This is a genomic window from Lysinibacillus composti, from assembly GCF_016908465.1.
Classification (GTDB): Bacteria; Bacillota; Bacilli; order Bacillales_A; family Planococcaceae; genus Ureibacillus; species Ureibacillus composti_A.
Map to the genome: position 1 here is coordinate 41,918 of NZ_JAFBDY010000006.1, position 13,605 is coordinate 55,522.

Annotated in this window: 15 protein-coding genes; 4 read left to right on the forward strand and 11 right to left on the reverse strand. The window is 35.0% G+C overall.

The annotated features are described in order from the left end of the window. Positions 1-141: 141 nt before the first annotated feature. Together JOD29_RS08440 and JOD29_RS08445 are read right to left on the reverse strand one after the other, a co-directional pair. A complete protein-coding gene (locus JOD29_RS08440) occupies positions 142-1,275 on the reverse strand; it encodes a 5-methyltetrahydropteroyltriglutamate--homocysteine S-methyltransferase (RefSeq protein WP_124764181.1) in 1,134 nt (377 codons plus the stop codon). A gap of 106 nt (positions 1,276-1,381) precedes the next feature. Further along, positions 1,382-2,290, reverse strand: coding sequence for a LysR family transcriptional regulator (locus JOD29_RS08445; RefSeq protein WP_124764182.1), 909 nt, complete (start codon positions 2,288-2,290; stop codon positions 1,382-1,384). 240 nt (positions 2,291-2,530) lie between these two features. On the opposite strand from JOD29_RS08445, the gene JOD29_RS08450 reads away from it, so the two are divergent. Together JOD29_RS08450 and JOD29_RS08455 are read left to right on the forward strand one after the other, a co-directional pair. Further along, entirely contained in the window at positions 2,531-3,916 is a 1,386-nt protein-coding gene (locus JOD29_RS08450) for a processed acidic surface protein (RefSeq protein WP_124764183.1), read from the forward strand. After that, positions 3,909-4,544: a class D sortase gene (locus JOD29_RS08455; RefSeq protein WP_124764184.1), complete on the forward strand. Its 636-nt coding sequence runs from the start codon at positions 3,909-3,911 to the stop codon at positions 4,542-4,544. Before JOD29_RS08450 ends, JOD29_RS08455 begins: the two co-directional genes overlap by 8 nt. A gap of 533 nt (positions 4,545-5,077) precedes the next feature. Here the strand turns inward: JOD29_RS08455 and JOD29_RS08460 are convergent. Both JOD29_RS08460 and JOD29_RS08465 read right to left on the reverse strand, forming a co-directional pair. Beyond that, positions 5,078-5,401, reverse strand: a complete 324-nt coding sequence (locus JOD29_RS08460; protein WP_124764185.1) for a hypothetical protein — start codon at positions 5,399-5,401, stop codon at positions 5,078-5,080. Between the two features lie 84 nt (positions 5,402-5,485). Further along, positions 5,486-6,412 carry a nucleoside hydrolase gene (locus JOD29_RS08465; protein WP_124764186.1) on the reverse strand — a complete coding sequence of 309 codons (927 nt, stop codon included), beginning with the start codon at positions 6,410-6,412 and terminating at the stop codon, positions 5,486-5,488. A 257-nt stretch (positions 6,413-6,669) separates the two neighbouring features. Here JOD29_RS08465 and JOD29_RS08470 point away from each other — a divergent pair, with 257 nt between their 5' ends. Further along, entirely contained in the window at positions 6,670-7,080 is a 411-nt protein-coding gene (locus JOD29_RS08470; RefSeq protein WP_239585636.1) for an SRPBCC family protein, read from the forward strand. 250 nt (positions 7,081-7,330) lie between these two features. Here JOD29_RS08470 and JOD29_RS08475 read toward each other — a convergent pair whose 3' ends face one another. Then, positions 7,331-7,828: a CDI toxin immunity protein gene (locus tag JOD29_RS08475; protein ID WP_124764188.1), complete on the reverse strand. Its 498-nt coding sequence runs from the start codon at positions 7,826-7,828 to the stop codon at positions 7,331-7,333. A 14-nt stretch (positions 7,829-7,842) separates the two neighbouring features. After that, positions 7,843-8,340 (reverse strand): carbon monoxide dehydrogenase, encoded by a 498-nt coding sequence (locus JOD29_RS08480; RefSeq protein WP_239585637.1) that lies wholly within the window; start codon positions 8,338-8,340, stop codon positions 7,843-7,845. Between the two features lie 378 nt (positions 8,341-8,718). Between JOD29_RS08480 and JOD29_RS08485 the strand changes: the two genes are divergently transcribed. Continuing rightward, positions 8,719-9,198, forward strand: a complete 480-nt coding sequence (locus JOD29_RS08485) for a DUF2306 domain-containing protein (protein ID WP_124764190.1) — start codon at positions 8,719-8,721, stop codon at positions 9,196-9,198. A 175-nt stretch (positions 9,199-9,373) separates the two neighbouring features. Here the strand turns inward: JOD29_RS08485 and JOD29_RS08490 are convergent, their stop codons facing one another. The 5 genes from JOD29_RS08490 to JOD29_RS08510 all read right to left on the reverse strand — a co-directional run bounded on the left by JOD29_RS08490 (position 9,374) and on the right by JOD29_RS08510 (position 13,603). Continuing rightward, positions 9,374-10,162 carry a YwqG family protein gene (locus JOD29_RS08490; protein ID WP_158610541.1) on the reverse strand — a complete coding sequence of 263 codons (789 nt, stop codon included), beginning with the start codon at positions 10,160-10,162 and terminating at the stop codon, positions 9,374-9,376. 449 nt (positions 10,163-10,611) lie between these two features. Then, positions 10,612-10,848 (reverse strand): hypothetical protein, encoded by a 237-nt coding sequence (locus tag JOD29_RS08495; RefSeq protein WP_124764192.1) that lies wholly within the window; start codon positions 10,846-10,848, stop codon positions 10,612-10,614. 189 nt (positions 10,849-11,037) lie between these two features. Then, positions 11,038-12,138, reverse strand: a complete 1,101-nt coding sequence (locus JOD29_RS08500) for a GerAB/ArcD/ProY family transporter (RefSeq protein ID WP_239585638.1) — start codon at positions 12,136-12,138, stop codon at positions 11,038-11,040. 34 nt (positions 12,139-12,172) lie between these two features. Then, positions 12,173-12,412 carry a hypothetical protein gene (locus JOD29_RS08505; RefSeq protein WP_124764194.1) on the reverse strand — a complete coding sequence of 80 codons (240 nt, stop codon included), beginning with the start codon at positions 12,410-12,412 and terminating at the stop codon, positions 12,173-12,175. A gap of 3 nt (positions 12,413-12,415) precedes the next feature. After that, a complete protein-coding gene (locus JOD29_RS08510; protein WP_124764195.1) occupies positions 12,416-13,603 on the reverse strand; it encodes a Ger(x)C family spore germination protein in 1,188 nt (395 codons plus the stop codon). Positions 13,604-13,605 lie beyond the last annotated feature (2 nt).

Here is a 13,605-nt window from a genome sequence, read left to right on the forward strand (position 1 = left end):
TGTTGGTGAATTAAATTTTATGTCTTTTATGTCTTTTGTTAAAATGGCTCATTTAATTATTCCAAAATAAAAAAGAGCTCATCGCAATGATGGCTCTCACTTATATCAATTATATGAAACAAAATTCTATTAGGATGATGCTTATCCCCAGATTTCATCCGCTACATCTTTAATTAAGCGCAGTTTGTTCCATTGTTGTTCTTCCGTTAAAATATTTCCTTCTTCCGTAGAAGCGAATCCGCATTGTGGGCTGATGCAAAGACGATCTAAGTCTACGTACTTCGCGGCTTCTTCAATTCTTGCTTTGATTTCTTCTTTATTTTCTAATTCCCCTGTTTTAGAAGAGAAAAGGCCAAGTACAACTAACTTATCTTCGCTTACATGCTGTAAAGGAGAAAAGTCTCCCGCGCGCTCTGTGTCAAATTCTAAATAGAAGGCACTTACATTTTCCTTTTCAAATAATATTTCTGCGATTGGGTCATAACCACCTGAAGACGCCCATGTGGAATGGTAGTTACCACGACAAACATGTGTTGTTACCACTAAATCTTCTGGTAGATTTTGAAGTGCTAAATTATTCACGTGTAAAAATAACTCTCCTACCCCTTCGACATTCGCATCATCTTGGCGCGCTGCCCAATAATGCGTATCGCAACACATGCCCCACGTACAATCATCTAATTGAACACTTCGGCATCCTTCATTATATAAATCTAAAATGACGGTTTGATATGCTTTTGCGATATCAGCAAGTAACTCATCTTGATCAGGATATATCTGTTCTGTTAACTTCTTATTTTCAGCACGTTGCAATTCTGATAAAAACTGAGCTGGTGCTGGAATGGTTTGTCTTGCAACAACTCCATCTGTAGCAAAGGCGTGAACAAATTTAAAATGATCAACAAATGGATGGTTCTCACCGCTAATTTTGCCTGTCAAACTAGCAGTCTCCGGGCGTGTTTCTTCATCGTTAAAACGGTATCCTTTTTCGATTAATCGTTTCTCAACGCCATTTAATCCCCACATGAAGTCTAAATGCCACCAAGAACGACGAAATTCCCCGTCTGTAATTACTTGCAGACCAACTTCTTTTTGTTTTTCGATTAATTCTACAATACTTTCATCTTCAATTTTTTTCAGTTCTGCTTCTGATAGATTTCCTTCTGCAAATGCAGCACGTGCATTCTTTAAGGCTTGTGGGCGTAAAAAACTCCCTACATTATCAAAACGAAATGGTGATACTGTTCTCTTCCCTGCTTTAATATCTACTGTCATTTCAATCTCTCCTTTTGTTAACTTGACTGTAATGAAAGTGTAGCACGGGGTCCGACGTATAACATAACACCTAAAATCTATCACTTGCTATAGTTTTTAACTATAGCTAATTTTGTTCTTCTGCGATCGCTTCTTTTAAATAGTCAATATAAATATTCCCTAATCGACTGTGCGTTACATTTTTGTGGCGTATATAGCCTACCGTAATTCGCTCATCAACTTCTAATGGAACGGAAGCAATATCACTGTTTAATTCTTTACTAATCACACCAGTGGAAATCGTATACCCGTTTAGACCAATTAATAAATTAAACAACGTTGCCCGATCACTTACACGAATATTTTTAGGCCTAGAAAGTGTACTTAAAATCTCCTCTGAGAAATAAAAAGAATTATAATCCCCTTGTTCAAAAGACAAATAAGGATATGGGAGCAAATCCTCTAATGTCACAGATCCCTTGTTAACCAGTGGGTTTTTTGTGCTAATAAAGACATGGGGCTTTGCTTCAAAAAGTTCATGAAACTCTAAATTCCCCTCTCGTAAAAACTTCTGAATCACATTTCGATTAAATTCATTTATATATAAAATCCCAATTTCACTTCGCAAGTTTTTCACATCGTCGATGATTTCAAATGTTTTGGTTTCACGTAAAGTTAGCTCGTACTCTTCTCGCTTAAAGTCTTTTAATAATTTGACAAAGGCGCTGACTGCAAACGCATAATGCTGGGCTGAAACCGAAAAATGCTGCTGAGGTGCTTGCGTATTTGCATAACGATTTTCAAGTAGCTCTGCTTGTTCCACTACTTGCCTTGCATACCCTAAAAACTCCGACCCTTCCGGTGTCAATGTAATCCCTTTATTGGTACGTATAAAAATAGAAATGCCCATTTCCTTCTCTAATTCTTTCAATGCATTTGATAGACTTGGCTGACTAATAAACAAATTTTGCGCCGCTTTACTTATAGAGCGGCTTCTGGCCACTTCAATTACATATTTTAATTGTTGTAATGTCATTTATTTTCCCTTTGCTTTACATCATATTTTCATCTAAATTATACACTAACCAACCATTTAATAAATTGATGCTATTTACGATTTTAATAAGAATAAGCGCTGATTAATTACACGAATGTGACCCAGGCAGTTATTATAACCAGAGTACCGAAATTGGTAAATTTATCTCCATATTGTTAAGTATTTGTTACTAACTTATAATCAATTTGTAATACAAACTACATAGAATTGGAGACTTATATGAAAAAACTAGGTGCCCTTTTATTATCATTTTCATTGCTAATTGCCCTATTTCCGCAACTAACAATGGCAGCACAAGACACAAGTTTTGAACAAGATTTAACAAGCTATTTACAGCAAGTAAGTAGCGAAAGAGGTTTTGAAGTTACAAAAGAAGATGTAGAAATGATCCTTTCCTATTATGACGACGGTCTAGAAAACTTTGATTCTGTTGAAGAACTAGCTGATTTCCTAGGTGAAGTGATCAAAGCTGATTACAGTAACTTAAATACAATTTACGAAGAATACGACCTAAATCAAGAAAGTCTTGAACTATTGTTACAAGAAAATGGCGAAGTACTAACTGACTATATTTTCTTAGATGACCTTGATTCATCAGTATACTTTTACTCAGAAGATGGCGTTTTCGAACGTGACCCGAATTTTGATCAAGACCTTGTCACTTACTTAACCACTATTAGCGAACAACGAGGGTTTGACGTAACAAAGGAAGATGTAGAAATAACTCTAGCAGACTATGATCTTAGCCTCGATGATTTTGAATCCGTTGAAGAACTAAGTGATTTCTTAGGTGAAGTGATTAAAGCAGACTATAGTAATTTAGATTATTTATACGAAACGTACGAAACAACTCAACAAGAGTTATTCAGCCTACTTGAAGAAAACGGTGAGAGCATCAACGATTATATCTTTATAGATGACTTAAAGTGGCTTTTTGCGGATGTAGATTTGTCTGACTTATTAGATTATCTATTTGAGGATCTAGCTCCCCTTCTTGAACAAATTGATTTATCAGATGAAGAGCTAAATCAAATGAAAAATCATTTAATGTCCTTAGAAGATCACCTTTCAAATCCTGATACAGCTGAGCGTCTTAATCAATTAGGCGAAGAGTTAATGACTTTTGACTTGGATGTGACTATCGAGCCAACACTTCAGCAAGTCGCTAAAATCGCATCTATTTATGAAGAGTTCTTTTCAATTTTTCAGGTAAAAGCTTCTTATAGCCTAGTAAAAGGTGATTCTGAAACACCTATATCCTTTACTGATTTATTAAATTTAGAAGATTTAGAAGGAACTAACTTTAAAGTTGCATTTTACACTTTGGACGGACAATTCTTAGCTGACCTTATTCTTACAGAGGAATTCCTCAATTCTGAATTTCTTAATGAAATTGGTAATGAAATCGAAGAGTCTGTAGATGAAGTGACTGAAGAACCCGTAGTAAAAACAAATGAACAAATAGTCGCGAAAACAGAAGAGTACCAAACTGTTAAAGGTGGAAAACTACCAAAAACAGCTACCGACTATATTCCGAATGCGCTTATTGGACTAATGATCGTCATGTTGGGACTATTCATGTTTAGAAAAGTAAGGAATGCATAAGGTGAAATCCATAAAGAGAGTGAACCGAAAAAATCGGTTGGTCATTCTTTCGATTTCTGTAATTATAATTGTGTTTGGTGTTTGGCTTTCTACAGATAATATTTATAAGTTTGTTAAAGCAAATTCTGTTGTCAAAACAGATGTTCCAAGCACCATAGTAACAGAAAAGAAACAACCTAAAAAAATCGAATCCCATAAAGAGCTATACCCAACTCGCCCTGAAATCGGGGAAGAAATTGGTGAACTGTATATTCCTAAATTGGGTGCAACCCTCCCTATTTACCACGGAACCGATGAAGATGAATTAGCCAGAGGAGTTGGTCATTTTGCTGGAAGTGTACTGCCTGGCGAAAATGACAATTCAGTTTTATCAGGCCATAACGATACGGTATTCAGAAAACTGGGGGAAATTGGCGAAGGTGATCAATTAATTGTTCGCACATCAGCAGGTGAATTTACTTACATCGTTAACAAAGTACGAATAGTGGATGAAGATGATCGAACAGTGATTGTACCAAAACCAAGAGCAACCCTAACTGTTAGTACATGCTATCCGTTTGAATATCTTGCAACACCTTCGGAAAGATATATTTTAGTGGCTTATCTTGATTCGAAGAAATTAAGTTAATAAAAGTGAATGCTTACTAGTTGATAAAAAGCTTATTTTAGCTTAAGCGCGACCTACGTTTTCCTTTTTGATAGAAGCTTTTAAAATGGACAGCCAGTTGACGGGACTCACCGCCGACTGGCTGTTTTTGATTCTTTTGTATAGTCGATAGTGGAAGTTTATTTCGGGGTGAGCCTTTAAGGTGGATATGAACGGGATTTCGGTTGAAATTTCGATTGAAACCCCTTTCATATAGGGGATGAAGCGCATTTCGGATGGAGATTCCTACTGAAACACTCTTCATCAAGCCTATGAAGAGGATTTTGGATGAAAACCCCAGCTGAAAATTCCTACATCCAACAAATGAAGACCCATTATCCGGTCCCACCACGAACCAATGGTCATCATCCAACCTACCCAAATCCGGTCCACCATTCATTGAAAATCAACTCTGCCTTAGGTATCCACAAAACACAAAAAGAGTGTTCAATTGCTAATGGCAATCAACACCCTATCGGTTTTATCCTCTTATCCCCTATTCAACTACCCCAACATTATGACTGGTTTTTAATCAATTCATCATAATACTCATTTGGATTAGAAATCTTTTTCTCGATAAAAAACTTCGCTTGCTCTTTAAACAGGTCCACCCAGGAATCTTGGTCCATGCTCAGTTCTCCCAATGGCTCGACACTACCATTGATTTCCACACCATCTGTTTTTACATCAACGGTTACTGTCATATAAGTTTCTTCCCCATAAACTACCTTAAAGATCACTTGCTCTTTGGCTAAATCTACTTGAGAAAATTCCTGACGTACTCCTGTGGGCTTAAATATGGTGCGTACACCATTTGATTGCTTTGTATGATTCTTCATATTCCACCTCATTTAAAACGACTAGTGCTATTATGACATATTATTCCAACAAAAAAATACTTTTAGCGAACAATCCTTATCTAATCATTCCCTCAACATCACACTATTAAATTCCTTAATAAATTCCTCATAATGAAGGCTAACAGCAATTTTAGTTTTCCCTTTTTTACTACCTGGTCGGTAATCAATATAAGACATCCCTTTTGCGTCTGCGTCATTTTCAATTACCGTTGCGTCATAGTTTATGTAGTCAACAATTGAAGGATTATTTACCACCATCATTGTAAGAAGGTCATGAATCGGTGCCCCTTGAAGACTAGGTTCCCTTTTCTTATAAAAATTAAAATAAAAGTCGAAAATCGGAAGCATTAGAGAAGCAAAAACATTGTGTTTATTTTGAGAAATAGCCTCTACCATATCCCGAGTAAGAATGGCATGTTGTGTTACATTTAATGGGGTGATAGTCAAATTATGGGCCGTCTTTACAATAATATTAGATGCAGTTGGATCACCATAGAAATTGGCTTCCGCTAATGGGGATGCGTTGCCCGGCATAAAAAATGCACCACCCATGATATAATAAGATTGGACCATTTTCATATATTCAGGGTATAAAATAAATGCGATTGCCAAAGATGTGGAACGCCCTGTATCAACAATAATAAGTTCATCTTTATATTGTTCTATGAGGACACGGATCGTATCAAAAGGGTAAACTTGATATTGAAAATCAGGAGGAATCTCAATTGGACCAAGCCCATCTTCACCGTGTATTTCCGGATAGATCGGTGCGGCTTCTTCTTGAACAGGCTTTGAAGCACCAGGAATAATCGGTATGCCATTTGCCCCCCCTAATTTCAATAAATAGGCTGCAGTCGCTGTCGCTTTGTCCTGTGTCACATTCCCATAACTCGTCACAATTCCAACCAATTCAATTTCTGGATCCAGTATAGAATACATAATCGCTAAAGAATCATCAATTCCAGGATCACAGAAAAAAAGAATTTTCATGTGTGTAGTTGCGCCCCCTTTTTATTCCATATATATTCAATGAACTACAATTCATGTCTAGCTCTGATCAATTTGTAAGTTGAACAAAGTATTAAAAAATAGAATATAGGACAATGTTTCTAATAGAGGTTTACGTCCAAACTCTTATCTGCCCATAACCTAAATTCTTTTTGGTAAAAAATGAACATAATGGTTAGGTAAAGTGGACTAATTCCTAATTTTTTTAGAGAGGGAAATATTAAATGGAGAAACCCCAAATGATTACAGTAGATACGACAGTTCAAGCACCTGTAAAAAAAGTATGGAACTTTTACACAGAGCCAACCCATATCACAAAATGGAACAGTGCTTCCGACGATTGGTACACACCACATGCTGAGAATGATTTAAGAGTCGGTGGGAAATTCCTTTCAAGAATGGAAGCAAAAGATGGCAGTTTCGGTTTCGACTTTGGTGGAGTTTATGATGCAGTCATCCCGTTTGAGGTAATTGCCTATACACTTGGCGATGGACGCAAAGTGAAAATCAATTTTAATGGTCACGGGGACAAAACGGACATTCATGTGGAATTTGAAGCTGAAAGTGAAAATCCCCCTGTGATGCAACAACAAGGTTGGCAGGCTATTCTAGATAACTTTAAAAAATATGTAGAGAAAACGGGCGATTAAACTGTTCCTGTAGAGAAAACATTTTCTAAGGGATCAAATTAAAATGTATCGATTTTATTCAAACCCACTATCGTAAGTATTTGATATCATGTACTAGTATGGGCAATGTCCATGACAGTACATGATTTCTTTCTTATCAAGACAGTAAAAAGATTGTTCCTCTATAAAAAGATCTCCAAAAAGGTATCAAAAACTTAAATACTTCGTATCAATCTAAAAAAAAAACAATTCACTATATTACCTCAGCTGTTTACACATTCCACCCAACTACAATATCATTGTGTGGAAATTCAATGACCAATTTAAGCTGAGGTGAATAAATATAGAGATCCCAATTTCTAACTTCCTCAATCCTGTGAAGTATGTTTATTAATTTTGTTTTAATTGCGTGTTGATATTTGAAGTCAATAATGTAACAATCGGTTTCATTATTGACTTGATGGTTTGTCATGACAAGTTCTACCAAGGAACTTTCATAGTCAATATGATTAGAGAATATTGTTTTGCAAAACATCCGTGTCCAGTCAATACCGGTAGAACAAAAGGGAAATTCTCGAAATAATTCATCTCTGATTTTATCAGAATCTTCCTTTAATAAAATTTCTACTTCCCCAGTTGAATCACTTTTCGGAAATAACTCATGAACTTCCTCTAAAACTAGTTCATAGTCTCTTTTTATTTCTTCTTCTATTTCTTTTTGTTTTTGCTTTTCTAGCAGCTTTTTTAAACGTCCTTTTCGGCCCTTCACAATCTTCATCCTAACTAGATCGAGTTTGCGATCTTCACTAATTCTTCTTTCGTCACTTTGTTCGATACTTTTTTGTCAATCCCGAACATAAATTGCCAATGTTCATTTTCGAACACTAAAAAATTGAATAAGTCATTTTCAAAATAAATGGCTTGTTGACCATTTGAAAGTGTCAACTCTTGTTGTTTGCTTCTATCATTAAAAAACAACTTATTTTGTATAGGACGAATATCCACCTTAAAATGATTCTCAGGAGTTCTTTCATTTAAAAAATGAATGGAAAGTGCGTCATTCATATCATAATTTGGATCGTCAAAAAATTTACCGAACCGATGTGTAAAAACGATAGACGGTTCCATTTTTGGCAAACTGACTTCTGTTTTGAAGTGATCTTCAAATTCCTTCACAGCTTCACTGACTGATTTATATCCCGCTTCTGTAAACGTTTCCTCCAATGTAGGAGCTGTATCATCCAAATTAGCGTAAATTGTTCCATTATTTAAAACGAACATTAAAATACTAAAGACAATTAATTTATGAAGAAAACTTATGTACAATTTCATCACCCTAAAATTCTATTTAGAGATAGTTTGTCCTAATTAGTGACAACAATCCTTATCTTTCTTTGCCATCACATTGTTAATTTTAAGTAAACAATGTTCTTATTGATTTAATTCCAATTTCGTATGGAATAAATTGTAAGACAGTATTATAATATTATAGTTAAAAAGAACAATAGGAAATCGGTGCAAAGGAACTACATCAGTTACAATCACATATTATTATGGATGATTAATAGTCTTTTAGGAACTAAAGGAGGAAAGATTAAGAATTACCTGGAGTTAGGTAGTGAATAGGGGTTCTAACTATTTATTTGGGGGTACAATCATTTGTTTATTTTGTTTCTAATCACTCATATTGTCTCTGGCTTCATTTGCTTGATTAGTGGGGTCTTTGCGATGGCTTATAAGAAAAAGAAAGGGAAACATACAGTAGCAGGTGAAATTTACCATTGGTCATATGTCCTCGTGTTTATTTCTTCAATCGTGATGTCTTTGATGCATTGGGAGGAAAGTGCTTACCTTTTCTATATTGCAATATTTTCATATAGTCTAGCTCTACTTGGTTATTTGTCCGCAAAAAAGAGACGGAAAAATTGGCTAAGTAAACATATTGGTGGAATGTTAGGTTCATATATTGGCATTGTCACGGCAACTATCGTCGTCAACATCCCAAAAGTTCCCGTATTAAATGAACTCCCTGTACTAATATTTTGGATTTTACCTACTATTATTGGTACTCCACTTATTTATAAAGTGGGAGGAAAATATAAAACTAAGAAAGTTAAGAATGCCTTAACGAACGAATAAAAATTTTGTGATGAACAACAAGCGATTGCATTTACACGCAATCGCTTTGTTATTATAAAAATTTCGATATAAATATAGTAAAAAGATATGTGAAGTGATTCTTCCCTTCACCCATCTTTTTATATTTTTAAAATCAAATACTCTGCTATAAAATTAATACATACTAAATCACGAATTAAAAACATTGCAATGTAAATTGTACTTGACCAAATTGCTTTTTGGCTAATGACCTTTTATCAATACCGAAATAGATGATTCCAGAATCTCCCCAAAGCCATCCCATATCCTCTTCATCCGAATCAAGTTGGAGAAGAAGTACAGCTTCATCTGAGTTCAGATTAAATTCATCAAAAACATCATTTTGGATGCTAAATGGATAGCCTAACATATAATGAGCGGGATCATACTCCCCTTCTAAGTCGCTTGGTTGTATCATTCCATAACGCATTTCAGAGTAGTTTTCTTCATCCTCATCGCTTAACTCGATATTTTCCGGAAACTCAGGGAGTGTCAATATGTTGAGAAATGTAACTTTAAAGCTTGGTAGAGGATGGTAGTTTTCGGTCGTTTCCGGATATTCTTTCCTTACTAACTCTTTTTCGTCTCCATCGAAATATAAAACCTTAAAGCACCCCTCATCCTCTACAAATCCCCATGGCTGTTCAATGACATCATAAAAAATATAAAGGATCCCGTTACTTGGAAGAATATTTTCTACATCGTATGGCTTAACTTCCTTTAAGTTCAATTGCCCTAAAAAAGAATGAAAACCATTTTTGTATTTAGGAAACTCCCAATCTTGTGGCAAATCCGGTAAACCACCAAGTTTAGAAGAGCCTAACGGGATTTCCTCCTCTTTCACTTTCTCTTTAATCATCTTAATCGATTGTTTGGCAGCATTTAAAATATCCGATTCTTTATGAAGTAATCCGTATTCATTCAATAGTAACTTTAAATCTTTCATTTTCATCCCCACTTCTGATTTTCAAAGATTAATTTAATGAATAGATTTTCCTTACAACTTGGCATGGACCGTGCAATTATTCTTACATTTTTACCAAAGCTTCTGAGTACTTATTCATTTGCCTCTTCTATTGAATTTTATGTCTACTACTATTCTACTTAAATGTGAGGATTTTATTAGAAACATTTCAAATAAATTTCAACTCACTACCTTGCCTCTAAATTTTCCCCGGATTGGTCCTTAAAAGTAAAAAAGTGCATTCCTTTGAACAAGAAAGCACTTTTATGTGAACTAAAATGAAACTAATGAAATAAATAATACTTCTCAACAAGCGATTTTGCCACTATTAGAAACTCAATCTACTTTATTGTTAGTTTCAGTCTCCTTTTTTATATCTAAACTTCGCATATTCCTCAAATTCAAATAGCTCAAACTGTTAGACAAATTCGTCAATGATTGCCTGTGTTGCTTTTAAACCCGCCTGCTACTATTCGTTTTGCTGCTTGTAGTTCGGATGTTGTTAATTGCTTTTTCAATACCGCTTGCTTCGTTTCTAAATGCTCTAAAAACATAACGGCACGCTTTCGTCGAAAGGTTTTCGCCCCTTCAGCTTTTACCTCATCATACTCCCCCCGATGTCTACCTTCATGATGTTTGTGATGCCCACTATGTCCTTCACGTCTCATGTAACATCATTTCTGTGTAGACATTTGTATATACAAAAATCATCTATTCAATACAAAAACCGCACCTAATGCAGGGTACGGTTAACAGTTACGTGTAATCTTGTTTTTTAAATTAATTGGAATCCAAATATCTGTAGGAACAATTCGAAAATTCATAAAACCCTTCTTAAAACTAATCACTAACGCATGTTAAATTTGTTTCATTAGTTTTTTTCGGATGACATATACAACAATCAGTAAAAGGGGTAGAAACAATCCAATCGAATAGGAAAAGAGTATTCCTGTTGTTGCAATCCAATCTTGTAGATATACAACATTAGGATAAATAATTAGAGAAAGAACTACTACGATTATTCCAAATGGTGTTGTTAAAGAGCGATATTCTTTTAAATTCATAATTTGTGCAAACCCATAAACCGCACCATAAAAATAAAGGGTTGTCTTAAAATAGAGGGCAATAATCCATTGAGCTGCCATAAAAGCTTCAATTCGCTGTATAAAACCCCCAATATTTATTCTTTGTGCCAACTCATAACCTGGATAGAGTTCACTTTCTGTACTATAAACCCCTAATACAGACACACAATAAAATGTAAGAATTATAATGATGAATCCACTTAAAAGGTTTCCTATAAAAAACGCCTTTTTTGCTTGTTTAATGTTATTGATAAAAGCGGGAAAAATCATTAATAAAACAATGGCATTAATAGCAGTTACCTCAAGTAAAGTGATAGATGTTTGGAGGATTGTTTTTGGACTTGATTCAAGAATTGGTTGTATGTTTTCAACTTTGACCTCAGGCGTAATAAAAATCAATAATAAAATAAAAAGAAAGAAGAACCAAAAGATAAGTAATTCAGCCGATCGCGCAATGGTCTCTAATCCTAGACGAACTCCCATAACAATAACGAACACCATTAGAATATTAAGCGCTGCCATTGGCGTATTTGGCATTAAGTGGGTATTTAGGAATGTAGCAGAATAATATAATAAAGTTGATGCATAAAGCAAACACATGAGTACAAATAAAAGTGAGGCAACTTTTCCGAGCCATTTCCCTAGTATCTTTTCGTTCATTTGGACAAACGTGAGTTGTGGGAACCATTGTGCCAATAAGCAAAATAGCCAAATTATAAATAGTCCGATGACTGTACTAACTATTGCCACTACCCACGCGTCTTGTTTTGCTTTAGCAGCTAGTGCTGATGGGACAATTAAGACGCTAGTACCAACTGAAAATAATGTGACTAACACTAAAAATTGGCTTGAACTTATTTTAACGTTTTTCATCATTTTGCCTCTTGTCGTCCCTTCAAAGTATCTATTACTCCATCGAAGGAGCTAAGCCTAAGACACTTATAAGTGGTTTAAATAAAAAAGTTAATAAGTCCATTGGATTTGGGATTGTTATTCCCAATACAAAAGCAACACTTAACGCAACTCCAATAGTAAGAAGTGACAAAAAAACAAATAACTCTTTTTTCAACTTTTTTTCCTTCAGAGTTGGCACTTCCATCCACAGAACAGCAGCTACTATTATCAGTATTCCTATTACTTTCAACATTTTTTAGTCCTTTATCTTTTCTAATAAGGAATTTTTAATCGTTCCAGTACCTAAAATTTTTAAGTCAACATCAACATTAGTTGTTAAATTCGAAAATTGCTCTTCCCAATTATTTTTTATAGTATTCCATTCTTTTGGATTAGATCGATGGATTTCTTCACCAAATCCAAAAATGTCGGACTTATAATTAGTTTGTAAAGTAGCAATGGTCTTTTTAATGTTATCTTGCATTTCTTTTTCATAAATTTTTTCTAGTGAATGAATTGTTTTTAGTTCGTTAAGATTCATTTTACACTCTACCGACCCTACATCCCCTTCCACATTTAATTTAATATTCACTACTGGTTTACCATTTTTTATTTTACCTTTCAGTTCAGATTTCGCCTGAATAACTTCAATAGTGGCTTTCCCTTCATTTGGACAAGATATGGCTTTTACCGAGGTTTGTACTGAATCCGTTATATAACTAAAACCAATTGTTTCATATTCAGTTAGCCAGCCAACTAGTTGATCTCCTTTAAATACAGCTAAATTATCATATCTTATACGAGCGGAAGGTGAAATCGATTCAGTATTTTGTTTGCTTGAACCTTGTTCTTGATTGCCTGCTATTTCAACTCCTGTTAATACCGCTTCTTTACCTTCACTGACAAGGTCTTCAATAAGTTCATCCAACTTTATACTTTTTGTACCTGACCATGCATTATCGGACATTTTAAGGCTGTTAAACATTTTATTTGCCGGAATATTTTCAACAGGTGTCGTCACATTTAGTATATTTACAGCAGTATTTTCCTTTGCAACAACCACATAGAAGTCTGGTCGAAGTTCTGAATCCCTTGATACTAAGTCTAAGGACTCAGCAATCCCCTCTTTAGCCAATTCCTCGCCAACTACTAACATCCTAGTATGTCCCGGGTATATTTTTCGTGGGGAGTCTTTTGTCATTTTTCTAAATGCTTCGTATATCGTTTCCCCTCTCGCCGAATAGAGAGTAACCATTGTCCCTCCCCCAGTACTTGTCGTGGACACTACAGAAGGTACAACTACTTGAGCAGATACTTGGTATTCATCTTCAACTTTATCGATCCCTATAGCCAATGTAATAGCAAGTTGATTTAATTCTCGTCTGTCCCAACATCCCGATAATAAGAGGCTGAGAATTAGAAGTCCAAATATGCACTTTTTCATTA

Excerpts from the sequence above, each read along its gene's own strand:
- JOD29_RS08465 (WP_124764186.1), bottom strand. The coding sequence starts at position 6,412 with ATGAAAATTCTTTTTTTCTGTGATCCTGGAATTGATGATTCTTTAGCG.
- JOD29_RS08495 (WP_124764192.1), bottom strand. The coding sequence starts at position 10,848 with ATGAGACGTGAAGGACATAGTGGGCATCACAAACATCATGAAGGTAGA.
- JOD29_RS08450 (WP_124764183.1), top strand. The coding sequence starts at position 2,531 with ATGAAAAAACTAGGTGCCCTTTTATTATCATTTTCATTGCTAATTGCC.
- JOD29_RS08460 (WP_124764185.1), bottom strand. The coding sequence starts at position 5,401 with ATGAAGAATCATACAAAGCAATCAAATGGTGTACGCACCATATTTAAG.
- JOD29_RS08490 (WP_158610541.1), bottom strand. The coding sequence starts at position 10,162 with ATGAAAGATTTAAAGTTACTATTGAATGAATACGGATTACTTCATAAA.
- JOD29_RS08440 (WP_124764181.1), bottom strand. The coding sequence starts at position 1,275 with ATGACAGTAGATATTAAAGCAGGGAAGAGAACAGTATCACCATTTCGT.
- JOD29_RS08510 (WP_124764195.1), bottom strand. The coding sequence starts at position 13,603 with ATGAAAAAGTGCATATTTGGACTTCTAATTCTCAGCCTCTTATTATCG.
- JOD29_RS08505 (WP_124764194.1), bottom strand. The coding sequence starts at position 12,412 with ATGTTGAAAGTAATAGGAATACTGATAATAGTAGCTGCTGTTCTGTGG.
- JOD29_RS08480 (WP_239585637.1), bottom strand. The coding sequence starts at position 8,340 with ATGTTCGTTTTAAATAATGGAACAATTTACGCTAATTTGGATGATACA.
- JOD29_RS08470 (WP_239585636.1), top strand. The coding sequence starts at position 6,670 with ATGATTACAGTAGATACGACAGTTCAAGCACCTGTAAAAAAAGTATGG.
- JOD29_RS08445 (WP_124764182.1), bottom strand. The coding sequence starts at position 2,290 with ATGACATTACAACAATTAAAATATGTAATTGAAGTGGCCAGAAGCCGC.
- JOD29_RS08455 (WP_124764184.1), top strand. The coding sequence starts at position 3,909 with ATGCATAAGGTGAAATCCATAAAGAGAGTGAACCGAAAAAATCGGTTG.
- JOD29_RS08500 (WP_239585638.1), bottom strand. The coding sequence starts at position 12,138 with ATGAAAAACGTTAAAATAAGTTCAAGCCAATTTTTAGTGTTAGTCACA.